The organism is Streptomyces sp. NPDC026589 (assembly GCF_040638385.1).
Classification (GTDB): domain Bacteria; phylum Actinomycetota; class Actinomycetes; order Streptomycetales; family Streptomycetaceae; genus Streptomyces.
The window spans coordinates 222,104-245,820 of sequence record NZ_JBEZYG010000009.1; the positions used below are offsets into that span (position 1 = coordinate 222,104).

Consider the following 23,717-nt stretch of genomic DNA (forward strand, 5'->3'; position numbering starts at 1 on the left):
TCTGGGGGGTCAGGCCGCGTGCGCGAGAAGGTGGCGGACCAGGGTGATCAGGGCCTGTGCGGAGGAGTTCTGGTCCCGGGCGTCACAGAAGACGACCGGGGTGTCCGGCAGCAGGTCGAGCGCCTCGCGCAGTTCGTTCTCGGCGTGCTGCGAGTACGGGTCGAAGCTGTTGACGGCGACCGCGTACTCCAGCCCGTACGTCTCGACCAGGTCGATGACGGGGAACGTGTCGGCCAGCCGCGCCGGGTCGACCAGGAGCAGCGCCCCCAGCGAGCCGCGCGCCATGTCCTCCCACAGCTCCACGAACCGCTGCTGCCCCGGCGTGCCGAACAGGTACAGCACCAGTTCGTCGCTGAGCGTCAGTCGCCCGAAGTCCAGGGCGACCGTCGTCGTCTTCTTGTCGGGGGCGCCGCGCAGATCGTCGACCTGGGCCGAGGCCTGGGTCATCCGCTCCTCGGTGCGCAGCGGCGTGATCTCGGACAGTGTGCCGATCAGCGTCGTCTTGCCCACGGCGAAGTGCCCGACGACGAGGATCTTCGCCGCGCGCTGCACCGCGTCCGGCACATAGATGCTCTCAGCCGAACCGGACTTGGAGTCCATGCAACACCTCTTCGAGGATCTTCCTGTCAACGAGCTGGGCAGGCGGCGGCGCCTTCCGGCGCAGCAGATGTCCCTGCTGGTTTAAATCCTGGAGCAGGAGACGGGCCACCCCGACCGGCAGGCCGAGGTGGCCGGCGACCTCGGCCACCGACAGATAGCCGCCGGAACACAGCTCCCAGATCGCCTTGACCTCGGGGCTCGGGTTCGGCGGCGGCTGGCGGTCGGGTGCGAGGGTGACCAGGGTGACCAGCGAGAGGTCGTCCGCGTCGGGCAGTCCCCGTCCGCCGGTGATGACGTAGGACCGGACGAACCCGCTGCTGACCTGCTGCTCCTCGCCCGGCGCCGTCATATCTCGCTGCTCGCGTTCTGGCGGGGCGGCGTGGTCATCGCCTTCCCCAGTGCGGTGACCTGCTGCTGCATCCGGAAGGACATCGCCTCCATGTCCACGTCGGCGGCGGCGGTGGCGGCCAGGTAGGCGCCGGTGCCGGCGGCGATCAGGAAGATCCAGCCGTCCTCGTACTCCAGGAGCGTCTGCCGCCAGCGGCCCGGCTCACGGGTTCCGATGAAGGGGGCGACGGCCCGGCTGAGGGACTGCATGGAGCTCATCGCCGCGGCGACGGTCTCCGCGTCGTCCCGGCCGATCTCGCTGGAGTTGGCGAGCAGCAGGCCGTCGGCGGACACCAGGATCGCGTGCCGGGCGCCGGGTACCTGGAGCAGGTCGTTGAGCACCCAGGACAGATCGGGGTTCACTGGAACTCGGGTCCTTCCGTCGTCGTCGTGTCGCGTCCGGACCGGGTGCCGCGCTGGAACGCGCCGAGTCGGGAGGCGGTCTCCTCGTTGCTGCGCACGGGCTCGGGTTCCGCCGATGGCACGGCGGAGACCGGGCTCTTACGACGACGCTTCGGCAGCCCCCCGGCGGTGGTGGTGATCTGGGCCAGCGGCTGGGTGGCGGTGTCGGGCTGCTGCGGGGCGGGCGGGAAGAGCGGGGTGGGCGCCGGAGCCGGGGTCTGCCACTGCTCGGCCTGGCGCGCCTGGTGCACCTGCGGCGGGTGGGGAAGGGCCGCCGCTTCGGGTGCTTCGACGGGCGCCGCGGTGGGCGGTGCCTCGGTGGTGAGCAGTTCGTCGGGGATGAGGACCACCGCGCGTACGCCTCCATAGGGGGAAACGGAGTCCACCGAGACCCGGAAGCCGTAGCGGGCGGCGAGCATCCCGGAGACGGCGAACCCGAACTGCGGCGGGATGCCCAGGCTGGAGACGCTGATCGCGGCCTGGGGGGAGAGGAGTGCCGCCGCGCGGTCCTTCTCCTCCTGGCCCATGCCGAGGCCGGCGTCGTCGACGATGAGGCAGACGCCCGTCGGCACGGCCTGGATGTTGATCTCGACCGGGGTGCCGGGGGCGGAGTAGTTCGTGGCGTTGGCGAGCAGTTCGGCGAGGACCACGGCGACGGGTTCGACGGCCCGGCTGACCACGGAGAAGTTCACCTGGCCGTTGACCCGGACCCGGTCGAAGTGCCGGATACGTCCCTGGGCGCTGCGGGCCACGTCGAAGACGGAGGCCACGGTCTCGCGCCGGCCGAGCCAGCCGCCGCAGAGCACGGCGATGCCCTGGGCGCGCCGGCCGAACTGGCTGTTGGCGTGGTCCATGGCCATCAGGTCGGCGAGGATCCCGGGGTCGTCGCCGTACTTGCGCTGGGCCTTCTCGATCACGACCTGCTGTTCGTCCGCGAGGCCCTGGAGGGTGCGGACGGCGGCCTTGAGGACGGCCTTGGTCTCCTCCTCGGCGTCCTTGCGGACCTCCGCCAGCTCGGTGGACTGACGCTGGAGCAGGCCGTTGTGGACGACGTGGAGTTCGTCCCGTTGGTGCAGGAGCGCGTCGCGCTCCTGGCGCAGCTCCGCATGGTGTCTGCGGAGCTTGACGTTGGTCGCGCGAGCCCGCAGAACGGCACCCACGGCGACCAGTGCTACGACAACCAGCGCCCAGAAGACGGGGCCCTGTGGAAATGTCATGAGACTCACTTCAAGTGCCATGGCGGAAACGGCTTGACACCCCGTCATGCGGCACGCAGCCAGGGCTCGTTCGCCACGACCGTGCGCCGCTTCGGGAGGTGCCCCTCCGAAGGTGGGGCCGAGGATTTCATCCCTCCCGGAATGCCCCCATACGCCATCAGCCCACTGGAAGTAAGATGATCTTATCACCGGCCGCGCGGTGAAATGTCAAGGCCGCCACGCCAGTTGCGGGTCGACTCACAACGTTCACATTGCGGAGATGCGGAGGACGGCAACCGGTCGCCGTTCGCGGGAGGTTGGTCAGCCCGGTGACCCCGGTGACCCCGGTGACTCTAGGGACCCCGGTGACCCTAGGGACCCCGGTGGCCCCGTGGAGGCCCGGATCTCCAGAGACCACGCGTGGCGGCGGACGGTGTCGGGGGCCGCGCGGCCCGCGAGGATGTCGCAGAGCAGCTCGGCGCAGGCGCGCCCGTACGCGTCGGGGCGCAGGTCGACCGCGGTGACGGGCGGCCCGGCGCCCCGGGTCGCGGTGCCGTCGACGCAGGACGCGACGAGGAGGCCTCCTCCGCGCGGGGCGCCCGGGTCGTTTCCGTCGGGTGCGCCGCCCGGGTGGGTCCCGGTGGGTGCGCCGCTCGGGTGGGTTCCGCCGCTCCCCCCGACCTCCCGGCCGAGGGCCGCCGCCGCGCGCAGGACGCCGGGGGCGGAGCCGTCGGGGGCGCAGATCACGGCGTCCACGGCGGGGTCGGCGGCGAGCAGTGCCCGGGTGGCCGCCTCGGCCTCGGCCGGGGTCGCGGCGAAGGGCACGGTGCGCAGGGTCACGGCCACCCCGTGGGCCCGCCCCCAGGATCCGGCCGTCGCGCGCAGGGCGGTCGCCCAGGCGGAGGAGCCGGACGGGGCGAGGAGTGCGGGGCGGCGGGCGCCGCGCTCGGTGACATGGTCGAGGAGGGCGGTCAGCGAGGCGGCGTTGTCGCAGACCACGGCGCCGCTGGGGCCGGTGGCCGGGCCGAGGTAGCGCTCGCCGGTCACCACCGGGACGCCCGCGTCGAGCAGCCCCGGCACCGCGCTGTCGCCGGCCTCGGGGTCGATCACCAGCAGGCCGTCGACGCGTGAGGCGATCTGCCCGACCGCCGCGCCCGAGGGGGCGAGCAGCACCATGTCGAGCCCGTCCTCCTGGGCGCGCTCGACCGCCCCGAAGGCGAGGTTCATGTAGTAGTCCAGCCGGGTCGCGGTCGCCGGCAGGTGCAGCCCGACGGCTCCGGTGCTGGCGCGGCGCAGCCGCCGGGCGGCGCTGTTGGGGCGGTAGCCGAGCTGCTCCGCGACCGCGCGGACCCGGTCCCGGGTGGCTTCCGCGACCCGCCCCGAGCCCTGGAGCGCGTCGGAGACGGTGCTCTTGGAGACCCCGGCGGCGCGGGCGACATCGAGCAGGGTCACGGTCCGGGAGGTCACGGGGGTGAAGTCTAGACGTTCGCCGACCGGCGGGACGGAGGGTTGCCGGAACGTTCCGGCAGAGTTAGATTCGCATCGGTGCCGGAACGTTCCGGCGCCCACGTCCCGCCTCGCGCCCGCCCCGTCGGCCCCCTCTCCCCGAGGACCGCCGGTCCCTCCCTCCCCAGGAACCGCCATGCGTCTGATCACCGCGTACGACCCGCCCGCTTCCCCGACCCGGACCCGCCCCGCCGAGCGCGCGCCCCTGCGCGTGGCGGCGGTCCAGCAGCGCTGGCACCGGGACCCCGCCGAGCACCGGGCCGCCCTGCTGGACGGCATCCGGATCGCCGCGGCCGAGGGCGCCCGCGTGGTCTGCCTCCAGGAGCTGACGCTGTCGCCGTACTTCGCCGTCGTACGCCGGGCCGACCACCCCGGGCCCACCGGACCGGAGGAGCTGCTGACCGGCCCCACCTTCACCTTCGCGGCCGAGGCCGCCCGCGAGCACGGCGTGTACGTGCACGCCTCGCTGTACGAGAAGGCCCCGGCGCCCGCCGGTGAGGACGACGGTCTCGGCTACAACACCGCGATCCTCGTCGCCCCCGACGGAACCCTCGCCCAGCGCACCCGTAAGACCCATATCCCGGTCACCGAGGGGTACTACGAGGACGACTGGTTCCGCCCCGGGCCGGCGGGCGACGACGCCTTCCCGCTGGTCACGGTCGACGAGGCCCGCTTCGGCCTGCCGACCTGCTGGGACCAGTGGTTCCCGGAGCTGGCGCGCGCCTACTCCCTCGCCGGGGCCGACGTCCTCGTCTACCCGACCGCCATCGGCTCCGAGCCCGGCTTCCCCGGCTTCGACTCCCAGCCGCTCTGGCAGAAGGTGATCACCGGGAACGCCATCGCCAACGCCACCTTCATGATCGTGCCGAACCGTATCGGCGCGGAGAACGGCCTCACCTTCTACGGCAGCTCCTTCGTCGTGGACCCGTACGGCCGGGTCCTGGCCCAGGCCCCGCGCGACGAGCCCGCCGTGCTGGTCGCCGATCTCGATCTCGACGCCCGCCGCGACTGGCTGGAGCTGTTCCCGTTCCTGACCACCCGCCGCCCGGACGCGTACGGTCCGCTCACGGAGACCGGCCGCTTCACGGGGTGACCGGCGCCCCGACGGCAGCCGTGCGCACCGGCGGCGGGCACGGGCCGGGCGTCCGGCGGGCACGGGCCGGGTCGGCGGCGGTCGTCGTGCCGGTGATCGTCCGGCCGGTTCGACGACGGGGGCCGACCGTGGGCCGGGCCCCGGCCGCACGGGTCGCGCGTCACCCCGCCTTCGCGTAGCGGCTGGTGGGGCGCTCCAGGCCCAGGTGGCCGCGCAGGGTGGTGGAGGTGTACTCCGTACGGAACACCCCGCGCCGCTGGAGCTCCGGGACCAGCCCCCGGGTGATCGCCGTGAGGTCGTGCGGCAGGACGGCCGGGCGGAGCCGGAAGCCGTCCAGGCCGGTGGAGTGCCGGTCGATCAGCAGGTCGGCCAGTCCGGCGGGCGTGCCGGTGAAGATCTCGGCGTCGGAGGCGAGTTCGGCCCCGGCGACCTCGTCCAGCCGGGCCTTGCGCCGCGCCGCCGCGCCCGGTTCGTCGTCCAGGAGGACGATCAGGTCGGCGAAGGTCCGCAGCGGGCGGTCGTTCAGGTCCCGGCCGGTGCGCTCCACCGCCTCCGCGACCTGGGCGAGGATCGCCGCCGTCCCCGGCCGGTCGTGCGGGGTGACGGCGACGACGTCGGAGCTGAGGGCCGCGAACTCGTACGGCCTGGTCGCGTGCGCGAGGCTGACCACGGGCGGCTGGCCCTGGGGGGTGCGCGGGGTGATCGACGGGCCCTTCACGCTGAAGTGCGTGCCCTGGAAGTCGATGTGGTGGACCTTGTCGCGGTCGATGAAGCGGCCCGTCGCCGCGTCCCGTATCTCCGCGTCGTCCTCCCAGCTGTCCCAGAGCTGTCGTGCCGCCTCGACCACCTCGGCCGCCTCCGCGAAGAGGGCGCGCAGCGGCCGGGAGATCCGCTCCGGGTCGGTCGCGTCCTCCTCGGTGAGCTGCGGTGTGGTGCGGCGCCCGAAGTGGGCGGCGTCGGCCGCGCGGGACGCGACTTGCGGCCGCCAGCCGGCCCGGCCCCGGCTCGCGTGGTCGAGGGTGGCGATGCCGATGGCGAGGTGGAACGGTTCGGTGTGGGTGACGCTGGTGGTCGGCACCAGGCCGATGTGCGTGGTGAGCGGGGCGAGATGAGCGGCGAGCAGCACCGCGTCGATGCTGCCCCTGACCTGGTCGGTGCGGTCGTCGGGGAGATGGAAGGCGGCGGACTGGAGGCCGAGGGCGTCCTCGAAGGTGACGAAGTCCAGCAGACCGCGTTCGGCCTCGGTGACCAGGTCGGCCCAGTAGGCGGCGTCGAGCAGTTCGCCGGGGCGCGCGCCCTCCTCGCGCCAGGCCGCCGGGTGCCAGCCCGCCCCGTCGAGCGCGACGGCCAGATGGAGGGGGGCGTGGGGGGCGTCCTTCGTGCCGGTCATGCGGAGGTCTCCTTGTCGTCGTGCCCGGTGCGCAGGGGCTGCCCGGGGCCGCCCCATCCGGCCGGGCGGGGTGCCTCGGACAGGCCCAGGTGGTCCCGGAGCGTGGTGCCGGTGTAGGCGTCGCGGTGGACGCCCTTCTCCTGGAGGATCGGCACCACCCGGTCCACGAAGTCGTCCAGGCCGCCCGGGGTGAGGTGGGGCACGAGGACGAATCCGTCGGCGCCCCCGGTCTGGACGTAGTCGTCGATGGCGTCGGCGACCGTCCGCGGGCTGCCGACGAACGTCTGGCGTCCGCCGACCTCGATGACCAGCTCCCGGATGGAGAGGTTCCGCTCCGCCGCGAGCTTGCGCCACTGCCGGGCCGTCTCCGCCCGGCCCTTGCGGAAGACGGAGTGCCCCTTGAGGAAGTGGGCGTCGTCCTCGGGCTCGATGTCGGGGAGCGGCCCGTCGGGGTCGTACGCCGACAGGTCGCGGCCCCAGACCGCTTCCAGGTGGGCGATCGCCGTCCGGGGGCTGACCAGTTCGCGGCTGATCTCCTCCGCGTAGGCGGCGGCCTCCTCGTCGGTGTCGGCGACGACCGCGTTGGCGGTGGGGAGGATCAGCAGGTCCCCGGGGCTCCGGCCGTACGCGGCGAGGCGCCCTTTCACGTCCCGGTAGAAGTCCCGGGCCACGTCGACGTGGTTGTGCTTGCTGAAGATGACCTCCGCGTCGGACGCGGCGAACTCCCGGCCCGCGTCGGACTCGCCCGACTGGATGATCACCGGGTGGCCCTGCGGTCCGGACGGGGTGGTGAACCGGCCGGAGATGTCGAAGTGCCGCCCCCGGTGGGCGAAGCGGCCGGCCCCGGGGGCGATGAACGCGCCCGCCGCCGCGTCGGCCCTCGGATCGCCGTCCGGCCAGCTGTCCCACAACTTCCGCGTCGCGGTGAGGAATTCGGCGGCGCGGGTGTAGCGGTCGGCCTCGGGGAGGAAGCCGCCCCGGCGGAAGTTCTCGCCGGTGAAGGCGTCGTAGCTGGTGACGATGTTCCAGGCGGCCCGCCCTCCGCTGAGCCGGTCCAGGGTGGCGAACCGGCGCGCCGTCTCGTACGGCTCGTTGAAGGTGGCGTTGACCGTCGCGGCGAGGCCCAGGTGTGTGGTGACGGCGGCCAGGGCGCTCAGCACGGTGAGGTTCTCCGGGCGTCCCGCGATGTCCAGGTCGTAGACCTGTCCCTTGTGCTCGCGCAGCCGCAGCCCTTCGGCGAGGAAGAAGAAGTCGAACTTGCCGCGCTCGACGGTCTGCGCGAGCCGGATGAAGGAGTCGATGGATATCTGGCTCCCGGAGCGCGGGTCCGACCAGACGGTCACATTGTGGATGCCGGGCAGCTGCGCTGCGAGATGCACCTGTTTCTTGGCGGTGGCGGGCACGGTGCGGTCTCCTTCTGCGAAAGTCCTGCGAAGTCCTGCGAAGTCCTGCGAAGTCCTGCGAAGTCCTGCGAAGTCGGCGAAGTCCGGCGGGCGGTGGTCGTGTGTCAGAGCGTGCCTGCGCCCGGTGGTCGCTGCACAGGTCAACCAGCCCTGTTTCACGAGGTGTTCATGCACTTGCGACAGTCGCGGACTCGGGGGGCGGGGCGGGGCGGCGGCGGGCGCGGTGGACGGGTCGGCTCGACGTACTCGCCGTCCTCCAGGCCCGCCCGAACCGGCGCTCCCGCATGCCGCGTTCGCGCTGAGTACGGCGAGATCCACTCCGAGATGGGCCTCGCTCTCGAGGCCCGCCCCTCGGGCGACCTCGACGGGGCCGAGCGGCATCTGCTGCGCATCCGCGACGGCCACGCCGACGTCTCCTCCCGGGCGGGCGACCATCTGCTCCTGGCCGAGTTCGGCTTCGTCGCCGAGCTGCGCGGCGACGCGCGGGGGCGAACGCCCACCACCTGGAAGGCCTGGAGATCGCCCGCGCACTCGCGGAGCCCCGCGCCCCGGCCCTCTCCCTGGAGGGCCTCGCCGGCGTGGCCGCGCTGCTCGGTGACGGCCCCGCCGCCACCCGGGCGGCCGTCCTCCTGGGCGGCGCGGCGGCCGCCCGGCGGCGGGCCGGGGCGCCGCTCCCACCCGCCGAGCGCGCCGACGTCGACCGCGTCACCGCCGGGGCCCGGGCATCGCTGGGAGCGGACGCGTTCACGGAGGCGTACGGGAGAGGGGCGCGGCTGGACCCGGAGGAGGCGGTGCACCAGGCCGGCGGAGTCCTCCCGGGACGCTGACCGACACGTAACCGAAACAGACCCGCGCGGTCCCCGAAGCAGCGCTCTGACCGGCCGGAAGTACGGCTCGCGGACGCTGGGGGCGTACCCGACCCCCGGTGTACGTGACGTTGGGAGACCCGTGCCGTGCTGAGCACCCGGAGGGGCGGTCTGGACCCCCACGAGGCGATGGGCGCCGGTGGGCCGGTGAGCCCTCACGAGGCCGTGCGCGGTGGCGAGGCCGTCGGCACGGGCCGGGGTCCCGGCTCCCACGAGGCTGTCGGCAGCGGCGGGGGCCCCGGCTCTCACGAGGCCGTGGGCAGCGGTGGGGGTCCCGGTTCCCACGAGGCCGTCGGCACCGGCGGGGGCCTCGACACCGACACCTCCAAGTGCCTCGGCACTCACGAGGGCTCCGCACCCGCCCCGGCGCCGGCCGCCCACGTACCCTCGGCCGCCCACGTATCCTCGGCCGCCCACGTATCCTCGGCCGCCCACGTATCCTCGGCCGCCCACGCACCCCCGTCCGCCCACGCACCCCCGGGCCCCCCGGTGACCGAGGCAAGCCGCTCCCGCCGCCCGGGCCGGCTGCTCGCCGCCGTCGCCGTGCTGTGCGCCGTGCCGATGGCGCTGCACGCGTGGGTCCCGAACACGGGGGTCAACGCGGGCAGTCTCTTCCAGACGCTGCTGCCCTGGACCGGCCTCGGCGTGCCACTCCTCCTCGTCCTCGCCGCCGTACGCCGGTCCCGGGCCGCAGCCGTGGCGGTGCTCGCGCCCGCCGTCGTCTGGGGCACGCTCTTCGGCGGCGTGCTCACCGACAAGCGCTCGGGCGGCGGCGGCCTGACGGTGGTCAGCCACAACGTGAACGAGGGGAACACCGACCCGGCCGGCACCGCGCGCGCTCTCGTCGGGGCGGGCGCGGACGTCCTGGCGCTCGAAGAGCTGTCCGACGCGTCGGCGTTCGTCTACACCCGCGAACTGACGACCGCCTATCCGCACCACGCGGTGATCGGCGGGGTCGGCATCTGGAGCAGGTACCCGCTGGCGGACGTACGGGCGGTACCGATCATGCCGTGGACCCGCGCGCTGCGCGCCACGGCCCGGACCCCGGACGGGCCTGTCGCCCTGTACGCGGTCCACCTGGCGTCGGTACGGGTCTCGGCGGCCGGTTTCACGACGGGCCGGCGCAACGAGGCGGCCCGTGAGCTGGCCGCCGCGCTCCGGGCGGAGCCCGCGCCCCGGGTCGTGGTGCTGGGCGACTTCAACGGGACGTACCTGGACGGCGCGCTGGCCCCGGTGACCTCGCAGCTGCGTTCCGCGCAGCGGGAGGCGGGCGACGGCCTCGGGTTCACCTGGCCCGCCGCGTTCCCGGTGGTCCGCATCGACGACGTGCTCGTGCGGGGAATGACCCCGCGCGCCGCCTGGACCCTGCCCGCCACCGGCAGTGACCACCTTCCGGTGGCGGCCACGCTGGGCCGGTGACCTCCCCGCGGCGGCCCGGGTGACCTCCCCGCGGTGGCTCCGGGGATCTCCCCGCGTCGGCCCGGGTGACCCGGACCGCCGCCCTCCCCCGACTACGATGCGAGCGACCGATGACCTCGAACGCCCAGGTAGGCAGCGTGTCCGAAGCCCGGCGTCCGGCCCCGGCCCCCGTCAGCGTGCTCGTCGTCGAGGACGACGCCACCATCCGCCGCGCCGTCCAACTGGCCCTGGAACGCTACGGCTACCGGGTCGACGTGGCCGCCGACGGCCTCAGCGGCCTGGAGGCCTTCCGGGCGGGCGCGCACGACCTGCTGATCCTCGATGTGATGCTGCCCGAGCTGGACGGCATCGGCCTGTGCCACCGCATCCGCGAGGAGAGCCCCGTTCCGGTCCTGATGATGTCCGCGCGCGGTGACGCCCTCGACGTGGTCGCCGGCCTGGAGGCGGGGGCCGACGACTACGTGATCAAGCCTGTCGACACCGCCGTCATGGTCGCCCGGATCCGCGCCCTGCTGCGCCGCGCCACCTTCCGCCCGGAGACGGAGGGTGGCGCGGCCGGGAAGTCCGGCCGGACCGACCACATCCTGGTCTTCGGGGACCTCAGCGTGGACACCCTCGGCATGGAGGTGCGCCGGGGCGGCGCGACCGTGTCGCTGACGCCGACCGAGCTCCGTCTGCTGCTGGAGTTCGCCGCCGCGCCCGGCTCGGTGCTCGATCGCCGCCGGTTGCTGCGCGAGGTGTGGGACTACGGCTGGGAGGGCGACACCCGGGTCGTCGACCTGTGCGTACTGCGGCTGCGCAAGAAGATCGGCAGCGGGCGGATCGAAACCGTCCGCGGCTTCGGCTACAAGCTCGTCCGCGGCTGAGCGGCCGGCGGACGCCGTGGACTTCCTCAACCCCCGCGCCCTGCGCTGGAAGATCGCCGCCCTGGCCGCCGCCGCGTGCTGCGCGGTCGCGGCCGTGGTCGGCTTCCTGGTGCACGACGCGACCCGGGAGCGCGGGCTGCGCGTCGGTCACGACCGGGCCCTCACCCGGCTGATCGCGGCCGAGCGTGAGTACGACCGTACGGGGAAGGCCCCGGCCGACATCGACGTACGGACCAGGGCGGAGCTGCCCGAGCCGCTGGCGCGCGATCTCGCCGAGCGCCGTCCGGACACCGACGGCGGGTACGCCACCTGGTATGACGTCGAGCCGCCCAACTGGTACTGGATGTGGGGCGCCGTGGCCGTCGGTGACGACCGGATCCTCGTCGTCCGGGACGACATGAGCACCGAGGTCCGCAGTCTCCAGCTGCTGGACCGCAGCATCGTGAAATCCGTTCTCGCCGCCCTCGTCTTCGTCGTCCCGCTCGCCGCCCTCGCCACCGAGCCGATCAACCGGCGGCTGCGCCACGGAGCCCGTACCGCCCGCCGTATCGCCGACGGCGACCTGGACGCCCGCATCGGCCCCGGCGGGCGGGCCCGCGACGAGATCACCGAGATGTCGGCCGCCGTCGACGACATGGCCGGCGCCCTCCAGCGCAAACTGGAGACCGAGCGCCGCTTCACCGCCGACGTCGCGCACGAACTGCGCACGCCGCTCATGGGCCTGGTCACCGCCGCCGGGCTGCTGCCCGACGACGAGGAGGCGACCGTTCTCGTACGGGACCGGCTGCGGGCCCTGAACGCCCTGGTCGAGGACCTGTTGGAGATCTCCCGCCTCGACGCGGGCGCCGAGCGGGCTCGCCTCGACCCGGTGCCGCTGGGCGAGCTGGTCGCCGACGTGGTGCGGCGTACGGGCACGGACACCCGGGTCGACGTCGGGGCCGCCGGGATGGTGGAGACGGATCCGCGCCGGGTCGAGCGGATCGTGGTCAACCTCGTCACCAACGCCCACCGGCACGGCGCGGCCCCCGTCGCGGTGACCGTGACCGGGGCGCGGATCGCCGTACGCGACCACGGGCCCGGGTTCCCGCCCGACCTGCTGGAGCGGGGTCCGCAGCGCTTCCGCACCGGCGCGAGCGAACGCGGCCGGGGGCACGGTCTCGGCCTGACGGTCGCCCAGGGCCAGTCCGAGGTGCTCGGAGCCCGGCTGACCTTCGCGAACGCCCCGGGTGGCGGAGCGCTCGCGACGCTCGACCTGGCCCCGCGTCCGGCCTGATACGGAACCGATACGCACTCTCGCGGGGGCGGAAACGGCGCCGTACGGGTGCGGAAGAACGACTCCTCGAAGGTGACGGAAGTACGGGAAACCGCACCTGTCACCTGGAGGAGCCCATGCCCGACACCCCTGCCGTTCCCGACGCCCCCGCCGTTCCTGACACCCCCGCCGTTCCCGACGCCCCCGCCGTTCCTGACACCCCTGCGGTTCCCGCCCACGCCCACGCCCACGCCCACGCCCCCGCTCCCGAGCCCGCCCCGGCCGCCGGGAGCGGCTTTCGTGCCCGCTTCCGGGCCTGCTTCCGTGTCCGTTCCTGTGTCCGTTCCCGCTTCCGACTCCGCCGCTCGGTGCTCGTACCGCTGACCGCCGCCGTGGTGCTCGTGGCCGGTACGGGCGGTTGGTACGCGGCCGGCGGCGGCAGGTCCACGGTCGGGCCGGCCCCCGCCGGGGGTCCGGCGGAGAAGGTGGCGCCGCTCGCCAGGTCGCTGCACCTGCCCTGGCCGCGCGAGGGCCAGGCGAGCGTGGCGGTCGAGGGGATCGGCAGCCTCGGCACCCGGGGCGAGCAGAAGCCGGTCCCGATCGCCAGCGTCACCAAGGTCATGACGGCCTACGTGATCCTGAAGAGCCACCCGATGCGGGCGGACGCCCCCGGCGCGACCGTGGTCGCCGACCGGCAGGCGGCCGACGAGTCGTACTCCTCCGTCGAGACGACCGCCCCCGTGCTCGCCGGCCGGGAGTACACCCAACGGCGGCTGCTGGAGCTGATGATGGTGCCGTCGGGCAACAACGTGGCGCGGCTGCTGGCCCGTTGGGACGCGGGTGGCGAGAAGGCGTTCGTCGCGAAGATGAACCGGGCGGCCGCCGGACTCGGCATGCGCGCCACCACGTACACCGGGGTGAGCGGCATGGAGGCGAGTACGAGGAGTACGTCGGACGACCAACTGCGGTTGGCCCGCGCGGCTATGAAGGACCCGGCCTTCCGGCGGATCGTGGCGACCGCCTCCGTCACGGCCCCGGGCGCCGGGGTGACCTTCCGCAACACCAACAGACTGCTCGGACGTGACGGGGTCATCGGCCTGAAGACCGGCTCCTCCACCCCGGCGGGCGGCAACCTCGTCTGGGCCACCACGCAGGAGGTCGCCGGAGTCTCCCGCCTGGTCCTCGGGGTCGTCCTGCACCAGCGCGCCGGCACCACCCCCACCGAGGGCAGCGCCGCCGCCCACGAGGCCAGCCGCGCCCTGATCACCGCCGTCCGCGCGGACCTTCCGGCGACGGCGAACAGGGCATAAACGCAGGGGCGAGACCTCGTGGGTCAGCGCAGGGTCTTCAGCATCTCCGCGGTGAACGGGGTGATGCCCGAGGCGCGTCCGTGCAGGGTCTTCGCCGCCCACTCGGGATCGGCGATCAGCGCCCTGCCGACGGCGACCATGTCGAACTCGTCGCGCTCCATCCGGTCCAGCAGCTGCTCGATGCCGGTGACCTTGGAGTCGTTGCCCTGAAACGCGCTGAAGAAGTCGTCGTCCAGGCCGACCGAGCCGACGGTGAGGGTCGGCCTGCCGCTGATCTTCTTCACCCATCCGGCCAGGTTCAGGTCACTGCCCTCGAACTCCGGCAGCCAGTAGCGGCGGGTGGACGCGTGGAAGACGTCGACACCGGCCTCGGCCAGCGGCGTGAGCAGGGCGTCCAGCTCCTCCGGTGTCCCGGCGAGCTTCGCCTCGTAGGAGTCCATCTTCCACTGGGACATCCGGAAGAAGAGAGGAAAGGCGTCGGAGACGGCGGCGCGGCAGGCCGCCACGATCTCGGCCGCGAAACGGGTCCGGGAGACCAGGTCGCCACCGTAGGCGTCGGTACGCCGGTTGCTTCCGGACCACAGGAACTGGTCGATCAAGTAGCCGTGGGCGCCGTGCAGTTCGACGCCGTCGAAGCCGAGGCGCTCGGCGGCGGCCGCCGCGTCGGCGAAGGCCGCGACGACGTCGTCGAGGTCCTGCTGCGTCATGGCGCGCCCCTTGGGCTCGCCGCTCAGGGACAGGCCCGAGGGGCCGACCGGCTCGGCGTCCGGTACGGGCCCGGCGCCTTCGGTGCGGGTGACGCCCACGTGCCACAGCTGCGGGATGATCGCGCCGCCCGCGCGGTGCACGGAGTCCGCCACCTCTCCCCAGCCCGCGAGCGCCGCCTCGCCGTGGAAGCGCGGGACCCGGTCGCTGGTGCCCGCGGATGCGTGGTCGACGTAGGTGCCCTCGGTGATGATCAGCCCGACGTCGCCGGCGGCCCGCCGGGTGTAGTAGTCCACGACGTCCTGCCCCGGCACGCCGTCCGGGGAGAACTGCCGGGTCATGGGCGCCATCGCGATCCGGTTCCGGCTGGTGAGCCCGCGGACGGTGAACGGGCGGGAGAGGGTGTCCGCAGCGCGGGCTGCCGTGCCTGTCACGCCGGTCGTCACGCCGGTCGTCACGCCGGTCGTCGCACCGGACGTCACGCCGGTGGTCCCGTCGGGCGCCACGTTGGTCGGAGCGTGGGTCGCCACGTTGGTCGGAGCGTGTGCCGTCACGTCTGTCACGTCGGTTTCCTGTCGATAGCCGGGGGTGTCGGGTGTCCACCCGGCGCCAACACGCTCCGACCGCGTGGGCATCCCGGCGCCGGCCCCGATCCGGGTAAAGTCTGGGCAAAGAACGGAGCCAGCCTCCGGTGGTTGGTGACCAGGTGGCCGGGGTGGCCGTCGGTGCGGCGCAGTGGGAATGTGACCTGAACCACTCCCGATCGCCGCTGACTTCACCGTCCGCCGCCGGTCATACCCCCGACACCTTCCGGACGGGAAGGGCGCGACAGACGGGACACCCCATGACCGACGCCGTGAAGGGCCCTGCCAGCTACTTCCCCTCGATCGAGAAGAAGTACGGCCGCCCGGTCTCCGAGTGGAAGGACCTCGTCCGCGCCTCTCCGCTGACCAGGCACATGGAGCTGGTCGCCTGGCTCAAGTCCGACCACGGACTGGGCCACGGCCACGCGAACGCCCTGGTCGCGCACACCCTTGCCGAGGGCGGGTCTCGCTGACCCGGTCTCCCGACGGCCCTCCTCTGTCGCCGGTTCCCTGCAGCCATGTCCGCGATCGGTAACCGAGGCATCCCACCGGGGCGTTCGCCCGTCTGGATGGGCGGACGGCATCGGTGGGTGCGAACGGCATCGGTGGGTGCACGGCATCGGCGGAGACAGCGAAAAAGGGGCGGGCGGACATGGGCAAGCACAAGGGAAGGGCCTGGCACAGCCGGCTCCTCGCGGCGGCGCTCGGCGTGACGGCGCTGGCCGCCGCCGCCTCTCTGTGGACCGCACAGGCCGACACCACCGGGGGGCGGCCGTCGGGAAGTGCCGCCTCGTCGGACGAGCGGGACCGGCCCGTGGCCAAGGTGGCGGCGGACATCGCGCATGCCTCGGACAGCGGGGAGCGGGGCGTCAACATCACCATCGACGACGGACCGGACCCGGTCTGGACGCCGCAGGTGCTACGCCTGTTGAAGGACGAAGGCGTGAAGGCCACGTTCTGCATGGTGGGCACCCAGGCCCGGGCGTACCCGGACCTGGTCAAGCAGGTCGTGGCGGACGGCCACCGGCTGTGCAACCACACCGTCTCGCACGACACCACCATGGACACCAAGTCCGAGGCCTACCAGTCGCAGCAGATCCTGGACGCCGAACGCATGATCATCAAGGCGTCCGGAGGCGTCCGGTCGCAGTACTACCGTGCCCCGGGCGGCGCCTTCACCCCGTTCAGCCGGCAGCTCGCCGCGTCCCACGGGATGCGACCGCTGGGCTGGAACGTCGACACCAAGGACTTCGAGCAGCCCGGCGCGGACACCATGGTCGCCACCGTCAGGCGCGAGATCTCCAACGGACCGACCGTCCTCTTCCACGACGCGGGCGGGGAGCGCTCCCAGACCTTGGCCGCTCTGCGCGAGGTCCTGCCCTGGCTGAAGGAGCAGGGCTACGCCTTCGGATTCCCCGTGCGTTGATCGAGTCCCGCCCGCCCCGCCCCCGTCAAGGCCGTTGACAGCCGGTACAGGGCCTCAGTTGGCCCAGACGACCGGACTGTCGCTGTACGTGTCGCCCTCGTCGAACTGAGCGGCCGTGACCGGTGCGCCCTTCGTGGCGGTGAGCGAGCAGGTCTCGTACGAGGCGCCCTTGGTGGTGAACTCGCGGGGCGCGCTCTCCCTGTCGCACTTGCCGGGGATGTCGCCGATCAGCACGACGCCCGTGCCCGCACCCCCTTCGAGCACACCGTCCAGCTTCAGCGACGCGTACGACAGGTCGGTGCCGCCGACGTTCTCCACCTTCATCTTGATGAAGTAGGGCGTCATCCCCTTCGCCTTGTCACCGAAGGCGGCCATATCGGCCTCGGCGCCCTTCTCGATCGCCGTGACGGTCACGGCGATGGTGCCCTTCTTGTCACTCGTGTAAGCGAACGGCAGGACGGCCCTGTCGCCGACCTTGAGCTCGGTGCCCGGGGCGGCGACGTCCCCCTCGCCTCCTGCCGGAGCGTCGCCGTCACCGCTGTCGGCGGCGGGGCTCTCGCTGCCCGCCTCGCTGTCCGGCTCGGACGGGGCCGGGGCCGGGGCCGACGCCGCCGGTGAGTCCTTCGCCGCGGGCTCCCCGTCCTCGTCACTGCAGGCCGAGAGCCCGAGCCCCAGGGCGACCACGGCGGCCGCGGACACGATACGTCGCTTGTGCACTACTACTACCTCACTGATCACGAGAGCTGTTCCGTCGTTGACGCGCACGGTGTCACAGCACGGAATACGGCTGGTACACGCCCGGGGTGACGCCGGAAAGAGCACGTGCGGTTCGGTGCGGTGCAGTTGCGGTGCAGTGCGGTGCGGTGCGGTGCCGTTCGGCGAGGCTCAGCGGATCCTGTCCCGCACGACGGCCGCCTCGTCGGCCAGTCGTCGCCCGGTGCCGGCGTCGCCCGCCGCGTCGCGCAGCCCGGCGAGCTTCTCCAGTACGCCCGCGAGCAGGTACGGGTAGTCGATACCGCGGGCCACCTCGACCGCGCGCTCCCCCCCGGCCGATCGCGGCCGGCAGCTCACGCGGACCGTACAGGCGGGCATCGAGCAGGTCGATGAGGACCCGGGTCTCGAACATGGGGTCGTGGAGTGCGTGCGCGATCGCGACGCCTTCGAGGAGCCGGCGGCGCGCCTCGGCGTACTCGCCCCGGGCCAGGTGGAGACAGCCCCAGGCATGGGCGGTGTAGAACGTGCCGGACGACCCGATGTCCCGGGCGCACTCGCCCAGTTCGGTGAACGCCTCCTCGGCCTCCGCGGTCCGGCCGAGTGCGAGCTGTGCCTGGCCGAGCCAGTAGGTGTCCCGCGCGATCAGGGTCCGGATGCCCTGCTTCCGCGCCCCGTCGATGATCTCCGTGAGGACCGCCGCCGCGCGCTCCGGCCGGCCCGCCTGCAGATGAGCGAGGCCGACCTGGGAGTACGCGTGCAGGGCCGCGGCCGGCTGCCCGCCCGCGTCGAGCCGCTCGAAGGCCTCGCGGCCGGCGGTGATCGCCTCGGTCAGCCGGCTGTTGGGCACGAGGAAGAACGGCGCGTTGCTCAGCGCCTCCAGATAGCCCCGCTGGTCCCCGATCCGCTCGAACAGCTCCATGGCCTCGGTGTTGGACTCCTCGGCCGGACCGTAGCGGCGCCGGGTGTAGAGCAGTCCGGCCATCGAGATGAGCAGTCTGGCCCGGCCCCGCAGATTGCCCGCGGCCCTGGCCAGGCCCATCGCCGTCTCGTAGCACTCCTGCCAGTCGTCGAAGTACCGCTCCGTCTCGAACAGCGCGTGCCCGCCCACGGCCAGTTCCCAGCAGAGCTCGTCCCTGCCCAGCTCGGCGGCCTGCCGCACCCCCGCCACCAGGGGGACCCGTTCCGCGTCCAGCAACGGCATCGGCGGCACGGAGGGCGGCAGGCTCGCCTCCACCAGCGCCGGCTGCCACCGGTCGGCGTCCCGCTGGAACATGTTCTGTCCCATGTGGTCGCGGTCGGCGATGTCCGTGAAGGCCAGGAGGGCGCTGAGGACGCGGACGACGGCCCCGCTCCGGGCCGCCACCGGCTCCTCCGCCTCCGCGCGTTCCCGGGCGTACGCGCGGATCAGGTCGTGGAACCCGTAACGCGCCTGGCCGTTGGGCGTTCCGGTGACGTCGAGGAGGTGGACGTCGACCAGCTCGTCGAGGAGTTCCTGGGCCGCCGGCAGCCCGGTGTCGAGCGCGGCGGCCGCCGCCCAGAGCGGGAAATCGGGCGCCTCCAGCAACCCGAGGAGCCGGAACAGCCGCCGTGCGCCGGGCCGGAGCCCCTTGTAGCTCAGCCCGAAACTGGCCCGTACCTCAAGATCGCGATAGCGCAGGGCGTCCAGCCGGTGCTGTTCGTCCGCCAGCCGTGCCACGAGATCCGCCGGGCGCCAGTGCGGCCGGGACACCAGGAGCGCCCCGGCGATGCGCAGTGCCAGCGGCAGCCGCGCGCACAGCCGTACCAGGTCGGACAGCTCCGCCGGGGCGGCCGAGGCCAGCCGTCCGCCCGTGCCGCGCAGCATGGCCAGACTGTCGGCCTCGGACATCTCGCGGAGCTCGACCCGGTGCGCACCCCCCAGGCCGGCCAGCCGCACCCGACCGGTGGCGATGACGCCGCAGGTGCCGCTCGTCGGCAGCAGGGGCGCCAACTGCTCCTCGTCGAACGCGTCGTCGAGCACCACCAGGATCCGCCGCTCGGCCAGCATGCCCCGATAGAGGTCCGTGCGCTCCTCCGGATCGTCCGGCACCGCCGTGGCGGGCACTCCCAGCGCCCGCAGGAAGCGGCCGAGCACCGTGGCGGGGGACACCCGCTGCGTACGTGCGCCGTCCAGCGCCGCGAACAGCTGACCATCGGGGTACGCGGACCGCAGCCGATGCGAGGCCTGCACCGCGAGGGCGGTCTTGCCGACCCCGCCGGGGCCCGAGATCGTCACCGTGGCGGCCGGTTCGTCCGCGGCGCGGTGCGCGCGGAGCCGGGCATCGATCTCCGCCAACTCCGCCCGCTGCCCGCTGAAGTCGCCGAGCGCCGGGGGCAGCATCCGGGCGCCGGTGACGATGCGCCGGCCCTGTTCCCGGCCCGGCTCCTGGTCCTGTTCCCGGTCCGGTTCCTGGCCCGGCGCCTGGCCCTGTTCCCCGTCCGGCTTCGCGTCCGGTTTCCCGTCCGGTTTCCCGTCCGGCTTCGAGTCCGGCTTCCCGTCCGGTTTCGCATCCGGTTTCGCGTCCGGAACCGGCCGGTCCAGTGCGGGGTCCTCGCCGAGGACGGCCCGGTGCAGGTCCCTCAACCTGTGTCCGGGCTCCAGGCCGGTCTCCTCGGCCAGGACCTCACGGACCTGGAGGTAGGCCTGCAGCGCGTCCGCCCGTCGGCCGCAGCGGTACAACGCGAGCATGAGCTGGGCCCACATCCGCTCGCGGAACGGGTGCTCCATCGTCAGCCCCGTCAGCTCGCCGAGAAGCTCGCTGTGGCGGCCGAGCCGCAGATCGACGTCGATCCGCTCCTCGACCACACCGAGCCGGAGTTCATCGAGGCGCGTGGCCTCCGGGGCCAGCGCCGGCAGATCGCCGACCCCGGCGAACGCGGGGCCCCGCCTGAGCCCCAGGGCCTTCGCGAAGAGCCGCCGCGACCGCTCGCGATCACCCGCCGCCAGCGCGGTCCGGGCCGCGTCCGCCAGGTCCTCGAAGCGTGCCGCGTCCACCTCGGCACGGTCGGCCCGTAGTACGTAGCCCCCGCCCTCGCGGGCGATGCGTCCCGGGTCGCCGAGGCGGTTCCGGAGCCGGTGGACGTAGGTCTGCATGTTCTTGGCGGCGCTCTTCGGCTGTTTCTCGCCCCAGACCGCTTCCACCAGCGCGTCATCGGAGACCGGTCGGCCCGGTCGGCTCATCAGGACCGCCAGGAGGATCCGCCCTTTCGGCGTGCCCAGTTCCAGCGGTACGCCCGCCCGCCACACGGTCAGCGGACCCAGTACCCCGAAGTCCACAGCTCCTGCCCCCCACCTTCGACCGCCACTGTAACGGCCACTGTCCGCGTCCGGCCCGACGGAGCTGCCAGGTGGTGCGGGGCGGGCCGTTCCGGGGTGGGGCTGATGCTCAGGGGTTCGCACCCGCCAGTAGAGTTCGATGCTTGTTCGATTCGATGCTAGGTGGGGGGACGGATGGTGGGCACACAACTGAGAGACGTCGCGCAGGAGTTGGCGGCGGTGCTGTGGCGGGAGCACACCCTGTACCGGGAGCGGTCCGGGGGGATGGTCATCCGGGGTGAACACGTACGGCGGTGGATCAGCCTTGCCCCGGCGGGCGGCCGGGACGAGATTCTCGTACGCGCGGGCCGCATCCTGGACGGCGGCACCACCGCTCCGGCGCGTTCGGAGGCCGTGGTGCCCCTCTCCGCCGGTACGGGCGTGCTCGCCGCGACCTGCCGGCGCCTGCTGGCCGACGCGGCGGCCGACGCGGCGCGGCCCGCTCCGGACCGGTCGGACACGGGGCGGTCCCGGCGGTCCCGCAGGTCCGCGCGGCGCAACGGCAGGAGAAGGCACACCGGTTTCAGCTCATGGGTGATCCTCGTGTGCGTCGCCGGCGTGATCGCCCTGTTCTCCTACACCTCCGCGATGCACGGGTGACGTGACGGGGGGCGTCGGCAAGGAGCTACCGGTACCGGGGCCGCATCGGTGAATGTCAGTACCCACTGGCAGGATCCCGTGCCATGACCGCACCGATCAGCGAGTCGTGGACGCGCATCGAGAACTGGCTGGCCGAGCACGCGCCGACGACCTACGAGGCGCTGGCGCCGCCCGCCGATCCGGCGGATATCGCCGCGACCGAACGGGACATCGGCCACCCGCTCCCGAGGCCCCTGGTGACGTCGTTGCTGCGGCACGACGGCCTCCGCGACCAGGGAGGGGAACTGCTGCCCGGGTTCTACCGGCCGATCGGCGCACGCCGGATCGCGGACGAGTGGCGGCGCCTCACCGTGTACTACGACAGGCGCACGGCGGAGGAGACCGGGGACGACGAGGTGGACCTCGACTTCATGGGCAGGGGGTTCAGCCGCGTTCTCTACGGACATCCTCGGTTGATCCCCATCGCACGGGACGTGGGCGGGGGCTACCTCGTGCTGGACCAGCGCCCGGAGACCGACCGCGGGTGTGTCCATCAAGCCGAGGCCGTGGAGGGCGTCCAGCGTGGATCCCATGAGATGTGGGCGTCCCTGCCCGTGCTCATGGAGACCGTGGCCGCGTCGCTGGAGACCGGCCGGCCCGTCGAACACTTCAGGCCCGAGGTGGACGAGCAACAGCGGCTGCGGTGGGACGTCATACCGCTGCCCGAGGACCGGGCCATGGAGGACCGGGCTGTGCGTCAGCCATGACGAGGGCACCCGCCGCCGGCCGACGACGTCAGTGAGCGGCGCGTGTCAGCGCGTGGCGTCCCGCTCCGCCGACCACATGGCGGACCGGTGAACCACGGGACCGCCGACGCGGACCGCCCCCGCCGCCCAGGCGGCCCAGAGCAGTTCCTGGCACCCGAAGAAGGGTTCCCCCCAGCTGTCCACCCAGAGGTGGACGCGGTCCGGCCCGACCTGTGTGGCGTCCCACCACTCCCAGCCCCGGGAGCTCTCGTCGGGAGCGAAACGGTGCAGCCAGTCGTGGAGCTCCCACGGCCGGCCGCCCCCGGTGTGCGTCACGTACCCGTCGCGGCCGGCCCGTGCGAACTGCGGGGCGGACCGCTTCCCGCTCCCGGGACTCACAGCGGTGAACCAGTCCGGTACACCGTCGACCGGGAGGTCCTCCTGCTCGAAATCCGCGGTGCGGCCCAGCCGCACCGCAGCGGAGAGCACCGACCGCAGGCGCCGCCCGTACGCCGCCGCGCCCCCGGAGACGTCAACGGCGAAGAGGGCGAGAACGGGCGGCGCGGCAGAGGCACTCGGGCGGTCCCGCAGGCGCTGGAGTTCGGCGGCCAGGCTGTCGGTGGTGTGGGTGCGCGTCATAGGAGGAAGTACACCCTGCCCGGGCTACGCGACGACTCGGCTACGGGCGGGGGTCACGAGGTCGGCCCCCATGTCGTGGAAGACCTGAAGCATGGCGAGGACCTTGCGATCCTGGGCGATCCAGGCGGAGAGCCCTTCCGAGTCCAGGACGACGGTGTCGATGCGCTCGCTCACACGGCACCCGCGCCCTCGGAGGTGCCGGCGTCGCTGAAGATCTTCGCGTTCGCCTCAGCGAGCTCCTCGTCGCCGAAGGGCCCGTTCTCGTCCTTGTGACGGCGGAGGTCGTCGCCCAGGAGCTGGCGCCGGATCTGGCGGGCCACGGCTTCCGCCACATAGCCGGAGACGTTGTCCGTGAGCTTGCAGAGCTCCGCCACCTGGTCGCTGGGCAGCATGACGGTGATGCGCGTCCTTGAGGACATGAGTCATGCATACCGAAGTAGGCATACAACGGTGCGGTTCAGTGACCCCGCCTTGACGACCGCGACCGCACGCTCCGGGTGGAGCTATGGGGCGGTCGCTTCCAGCTTTCCACAGCGGGGTGAGGGTCAGGGCCGGTGCCGCTCAAGGGCAAGCGAAAGGCCCTGGCCATCGACCAGGGCCTCTGTCGAAGAGCGGATGACGAGAATCGAACTCGCGAGGACCGTGGTCAGCCGCTGATCCGGAATGCCGGCACGAACGGACGAGACGGCCTTGTTGCCGGCGGCTGCCGCTGGTCGCGGTGTGGAGAAGGCGAGAAGGCGGTGCCGCAACGCGACTCACTGTGGTGCTTCGCTTGATACCCGGGCCTCATGCAGTGCGAGAAGCTCGCCGAGGTCATTGGCGATCATGACCTGGGCGAGGCGGCCGGCAACGGCCACGACCTGCGGCCAACTGTCGGCGCGCAGGTATTCCGCGTCCCTTTCGTTCGGGGCCTCCGACTGGACGGTGTCGAGCGCGGCGCCGAGCTGCCGCATGAGTGCGACCTCTTCTTCGGTACGCAGGCCGATGCCGAGGTACCGCTCTGGGTGGTCGGCATCGCAGAAGTCGTCGAACAGAGTGTGGAAGATGTGGTCCAGGTTCTCGAACGTGGACGGATCGAGCCATACATCGCGCTGCCAGGGCGGATTGGCCAGCGCCAGCACCGCCGGTACGAGATGGATCCGAACGCGTGCCGTAATGAGCATGTCATCGTCCACCCGGCGGATCCTAGCGGTCGTGCACTCGTGGGGCGTCCACGCTCCACGAGTGCACGGAACATGGGCGGGATGCACTGGGGTCTCAGCCTTGTGGTGCCCGTCTCCTGCGGGAGTGCCCCGATTCG

Annotated in this window: 22 protein-coding genes and 2 pseudogenes; 10 read left to right on the top strand and 14 right to left on the bottom strand. The window is 73.0% G+C overall.

Annotation, left to right across the window (positions count from 1 at the left end; genetic code table 11):
* Window positions 1-9: 9 nt before the first annotated feature.
* The 5 genes from AB0F29_RS18005 to AB0F29_RS18025 form a co-directional block, all read right to left on the bottom strand.
* Window positions 10-600, bottom strand: coding sequence for an ATP/GTP-binding protein (locus AB0F29_RS18005; RefSeq protein ID WP_361873142.1), 591 nt, complete (start codon window positions 598-600; stop codon window positions 10-12).
* Window positions 575-949 carry a DUF742 domain-containing protein gene (locus tag AB0F29_RS18010; protein ID WP_018960847.1) on the bottom strand — a complete coding sequence of 125 codons (375 nt, stop codon included), beginning with the start codon at window positions 947-949 and terminating at the stop codon, window positions 575-577. Before AB0F29_RS18010 ends, AB0F29_RS18005 begins: the two co-directional genes overlap by 26 nt.
* Window positions 946-1,350: a roadblock/LC7 domain-containing protein gene (locus tag AB0F29_RS18015; protein WP_007452160.1), complete on the bottom strand. Its 405-nt coding sequence runs from the start codon at window positions 1,348-1,350 to the stop codon at window positions 946-948. Before AB0F29_RS18015 ends, AB0F29_RS18010 begins: the two co-directional genes overlap by 4 nt.
* Window positions 1,347-2,606 carry an ATP-binding protein gene (locus AB0F29_RS18020; RefSeq protein WP_361873144.1) on the bottom strand — a complete coding sequence of 420 codons (1,260 nt, stop codon included), beginning with the start codon at window positions 2,604-2,606 and terminating at the stop codon, window positions 1,347-1,349. Before AB0F29_RS18020 ends, AB0F29_RS18015 begins: the two co-directional genes overlap by 4 nt.
* A 300-nt stretch (window positions 2,607-2,906) precedes the next feature.
* Entirely contained in the window at window positions 2,907-4,052 is a 1,146-nt protein-coding gene (locus AB0F29_RS18025; protein ID WP_361873146.1) for a LacI family DNA-binding transcriptional regulator, read from the bottom strand.
* A 175-nt stretch (window positions 4,053-4,227) separates the two neighbouring features.
* On the opposite strand from AB0F29_RS18025, the gene AB0F29_RS18030 reads away from it, so the two are divergent.
* Window positions 4,228-5,184: a carbon-nitrogen hydrolase gene (locus AB0F29_RS18030; protein ID WP_361873148.1), complete on the top strand. Its 957-nt coding sequence runs from the start codon at window positions 4,228-4,230 to the stop codon at window positions 5,182-5,184.
* A gap of 160 nt (window positions 5,185-5,344) precedes the next feature.
* Here AB0F29_RS18030 and AB0F29_RS18035 read toward each other — a convergent pair whose 3' ends face one another.
* Together AB0F29_RS18035 and AB0F29_RS18040 are read right to left on the bottom strand one after the other, a co-directional pair.
* Window positions 5,345-6,574 (bottom strand): LLM class flavin-dependent oxidoreductase, encoded by a 1,230-nt coding sequence (locus AB0F29_RS18035; protein WP_361873150.1) that lies wholly within the window; start codon window positions 6,572-6,574, stop codon window positions 5,345-5,347.
* Window positions 6,571-7,977, bottom strand: coding sequence for an NtaA/DmoA family FMN-dependent monooxygenase (locus tag AB0F29_RS18040; protein WP_361873152.1), 1,407 nt, complete (start codon window positions 7,975-7,977; stop codon window positions 6,571-6,573). Before AB0F29_RS18040 ends, AB0F29_RS18035 begins: the two co-directional genes overlap by 4 nt.
* A gap of 303 nt (window positions 7,978-8,280) precedes the next feature.
* On the opposite strand from AB0F29_RS18040, the pseudogene AB0F29_RS18045 reads away from it, so the two are divergent.
* The 5 genes and pseudogenes from AB0F29_RS18045 to AB0F29_RS18065 form a co-directional block, all read left to right on the top strand.
* Window positions 8,281-8,804 (top strand): annotated as a pseudogene (locus AB0F29_RS18045) (AfsR/SARP family transcriptional regulator); the annotation flags it as partial.
* Window positions 8,805-9,332: 528 nt separating this feature from the next.
* Window positions 9,333-10,262, top strand: coding sequence for an endonuclease/exonuclease/phosphatase family protein (locus AB0F29_RS18050; RefSeq protein WP_361873275.1), 930 nt, complete (start codon window positions 9,333-9,335; stop codon window positions 10,260-10,262).
* Window positions 10,263-10,372: 110 nt separating this feature from the next.
* Window positions 10,373-11,128, top strand: a complete 756-nt coding sequence (cseB, locus tag AB0F29_RS18055; protein ID WP_361873154.1) for a two-component system response regulator CseB — start codon at window positions 10,373-10,375, stop codon at window positions 11,126-11,128.
* Between the two features lie 16 nt (window positions 11,129-11,144).
* Complete coding sequence (locus AB0F29_RS18060; RefSeq protein ID WP_361873156.1) at window positions 11,145-12,401, top strand: HAMP domain-containing sensor histidine kinase; 1,257 nt, start codon at window positions 11,145-11,147, stop codon at window positions 12,399-12,401.
* A 116-nt stretch (window positions 12,402-12,517) separates the two neighbouring features.
* A complete protein-coding gene (locus AB0F29_RS18065; RefSeq protein ID WP_361873158.1) occupies window positions 12,518-13,690 on the top strand; it encodes a D-alanyl-D-alanine carboxypeptidase in 1,173 nt (390 codons plus the stop codon).
* Between the two features lie 23 nt (window positions 13,691-13,713).
* Here the strand turns inward: AB0F29_RS18065 and AB0F29_RS18070 are convergent, their stop codons facing one another.
* On the bottom strand, window positions 13,714-14,841 hold the full coding sequence (locus AB0F29_RS18070) for an NADH:flavin oxidoreductase (protein WP_361873277.1): 1,128 nt from the start codon (window positions 14,839-14,841) through the stop codon (window positions 13,714-13,716).
* 398 nt (window positions 14,842-15,239) lie between these two features.
* On the opposite strand from AB0F29_RS18070, the gene AB0F29_RS18075 reads away from it, so the two are divergent.
* The gene (locus tag AB0F29_RS18075; RefSeq protein WP_361873159.1) at window positions 15,240-15,452 is read left to right on the top strand and encodes a DUF4287 domain-containing protein; all 213 of its coding nucleotides are present in this window, start codon (window positions 15,240-15,242) and stop codon (window positions 15,450-15,452) included.
* A 179-nt stretch (window positions 15,453-15,631) separates the two neighbouring features.
* Window positions 15,632-16,405 (top strand): polysaccharide deacetylase family protein, encoded by a 774-nt coding sequence (locus tag AB0F29_RS18080; protein ID WP_361873161.1) that lies wholly within the window; start codon window positions 15,632-15,634, stop codon window positions 16,403-16,405.
* A 54-nt stretch (window positions 16,406-16,459) separates the two neighbouring features.
* Here AB0F29_RS18080 and AB0F29_RS18085 read toward each other — a convergent pair whose 3' ends face one another.
* The gene (locus AB0F29_RS18085; protein ID WP_361873163.1) at window positions 16,460-17,122 is read right to left on the bottom strand and encodes a hypothetical protein; all 663 of its coding nucleotides are present in this window, start codon (window positions 17,120-17,122) and stop codon (window positions 16,460-16,462) included.
* Window positions 17,123-17,174: 52 nt separating this feature from the next.
* Window positions 17,175-20,414, bottom strand: a complete 3,240-nt coding sequence (locus AB0F29_RS18090) for a BTAD domain-containing putative transcriptional regulator (protein ID WP_361873165.1) — start codon at window positions 20,412-20,414, stop codon at window positions 17,175-17,177.
* Window positions 20,415-20,588: 174 nt separating this feature from the next.
* On the opposite strand from AB0F29_RS18090, the gene AB0F29_RS18095 reads away from it, so the two are divergent.
* On the top strand, window positions 20,589-21,053 hold the full coding sequence (locus tag AB0F29_RS18095) for a hypothetical protein (RefSeq protein ID WP_361873167.1): 465 nt from the start codon (window positions 20,589-20,591) through the stop codon (window positions 21,051-21,053).
* 83 nt (window positions 21,054-21,136) lie between these two features.
* Window positions 21,137-21,799, top strand: a complete 663-nt coding sequence (locus AB0F29_RS18100; protein WP_361873169.1) for an SMI1/KNR4 family protein — start codon at window positions 21,137-21,139, stop codon at window positions 21,797-21,799.
* A gap of 45 nt (window positions 21,800-21,844) precedes the next feature.
* On the opposite strand, the gene AB0F29_RS18105 is transcribed toward AB0F29_RS18100, so the two are convergent.
* The 4 genes and pseudogenes from AB0F29_RS18105 to AB0F29_RS18120 form a co-directional block, all read right to left on the bottom strand.
* Window positions 21,845-22,417 (bottom strand): hypothetical protein, encoded by a 573-nt coding sequence (locus tag AB0F29_RS18105; RefSeq protein ID WP_361873171.1) that lies wholly within the window; start codon window positions 22,415-22,417, stop codon window positions 21,845-21,847.
* Window positions 22,418-22,471: 54 nt separating this feature from the next.
* Window positions 22,472-22,591 (bottom strand): annotated as a pseudogene (locus tag AB0F29_RS18110) (DNA-binding protein); the annotation flags it as partial.
* Window positions 22,588-22,836 carry a hypothetical protein gene (locus tag AB0F29_RS18115; RefSeq protein WP_361873173.1) on the bottom strand — a complete coding sequence of 83 codons (249 nt, stop codon included), beginning with the start codon at window positions 22,834-22,836 and terminating at the stop codon, window positions 22,588-22,590. The gene AB0F29_RS18115 and the pseudogene AB0F29_RS18110, both read right to left, overlap by 4 nt.
* A 336-nt stretch (window positions 22,837-23,172) precedes the next feature.
* On the bottom strand, window positions 23,173-23,592 hold the full coding sequence (locus tag AB0F29_RS18120) for a hypothetical protein (protein ID WP_361873174.1): 420 nt from the start codon (window positions 23,590-23,592) through the stop codon (window positions 23,173-23,175).
* Window positions 23,593-23,717 lie beyond the last annotated feature (125 nt).

Coding starts and splice junctions, on each gene's coding strand:
- AB0F29_RS18105 (WP_361873171.1), bottom strand. CDS start 22,417: ATGACGCGCACCCACACCACCGACAGCCTGGCCGCCGAACTCCAGCGC.
- AB0F29_RS18095 (WP_361873167.1), top strand. CDS start 20,589: ATGGTGGGCACACAACTGAGAGACGTCGCGCAGGAGTTGGCGGCGGTG.
- AB0F29_RS18005 (WP_361873142.1), bottom strand. CDS start 600: ATGGACTCCAAGTCCGGTTCGGCTGAGAGCATCTATGTGCCGGACGCG.
- AB0F29_RS18100 (WP_361873169.1), top strand. CDS start 21,137: ATGACCGCACCGATCAGCGAGTCGTGGACGCGCATCGAGAACTGGCTG.
- AB0F29_RS18010 (WP_018960847.1), bottom strand. CDS start 949: ATGACGGCGCCGGGCGAGGAGCAGCAGGTCAGCAGCGGGTTCGTCCGG.
- AB0F29_RS18080 (WP_361873161.1), top strand. CDS start 15,632: ATGGGCAAGCACAAGGGAAGGGCCTGGCACAGCCGGCTCCTCGCGGCG.
- AB0F29_RS18115 (WP_361873173.1), bottom strand. CDS start 22,836: ATGTCCTCAAGGACGCGCATCACCGTCATGCTGCCCAGCGACCAGGTG.
- AB0F29_RS18035 (WP_361873150.1), bottom strand. CDS start 6,574: ATGACCGGCACGAAGGACGCCCCCCACGCCCCCCTCCATCTGGCCGTC.
- AB0F29_RS18065 (WP_361873158.1), top strand. CDS start 12,518: ATGCCCGACACCCCTGCCGTTCCCGACGCCCCCGCCGTTCCTGACACC.
- AB0F29_RS18030 (WP_361873148.1), top strand. CDS start 4,228: ATGCGTCTGATCACCGCGTACGACCCGCCCGCTTCCCCGACCCGGACC.
- AB0F29_RS18020 (WP_361873144.1), bottom strand. CDS start 2,606: ATGACATTTCCACAGGGCCCCGTCTTCTGGGCGCTGGTTGTCGTAGCA.
- AB0F29_RS18075 (WP_361873159.1), top strand. CDS start 15,240: ATGACCGACGCCGTGAAGGGCCCTGCCAGCTACTTCCCCTCGATCGAG.
- cseB (WP_361873154.1), top strand. CDS start 10,373: ATGACCTCGAACGCCCAGGTAGGCAGCGTGTCCGAAGCCCGGCGTCCG.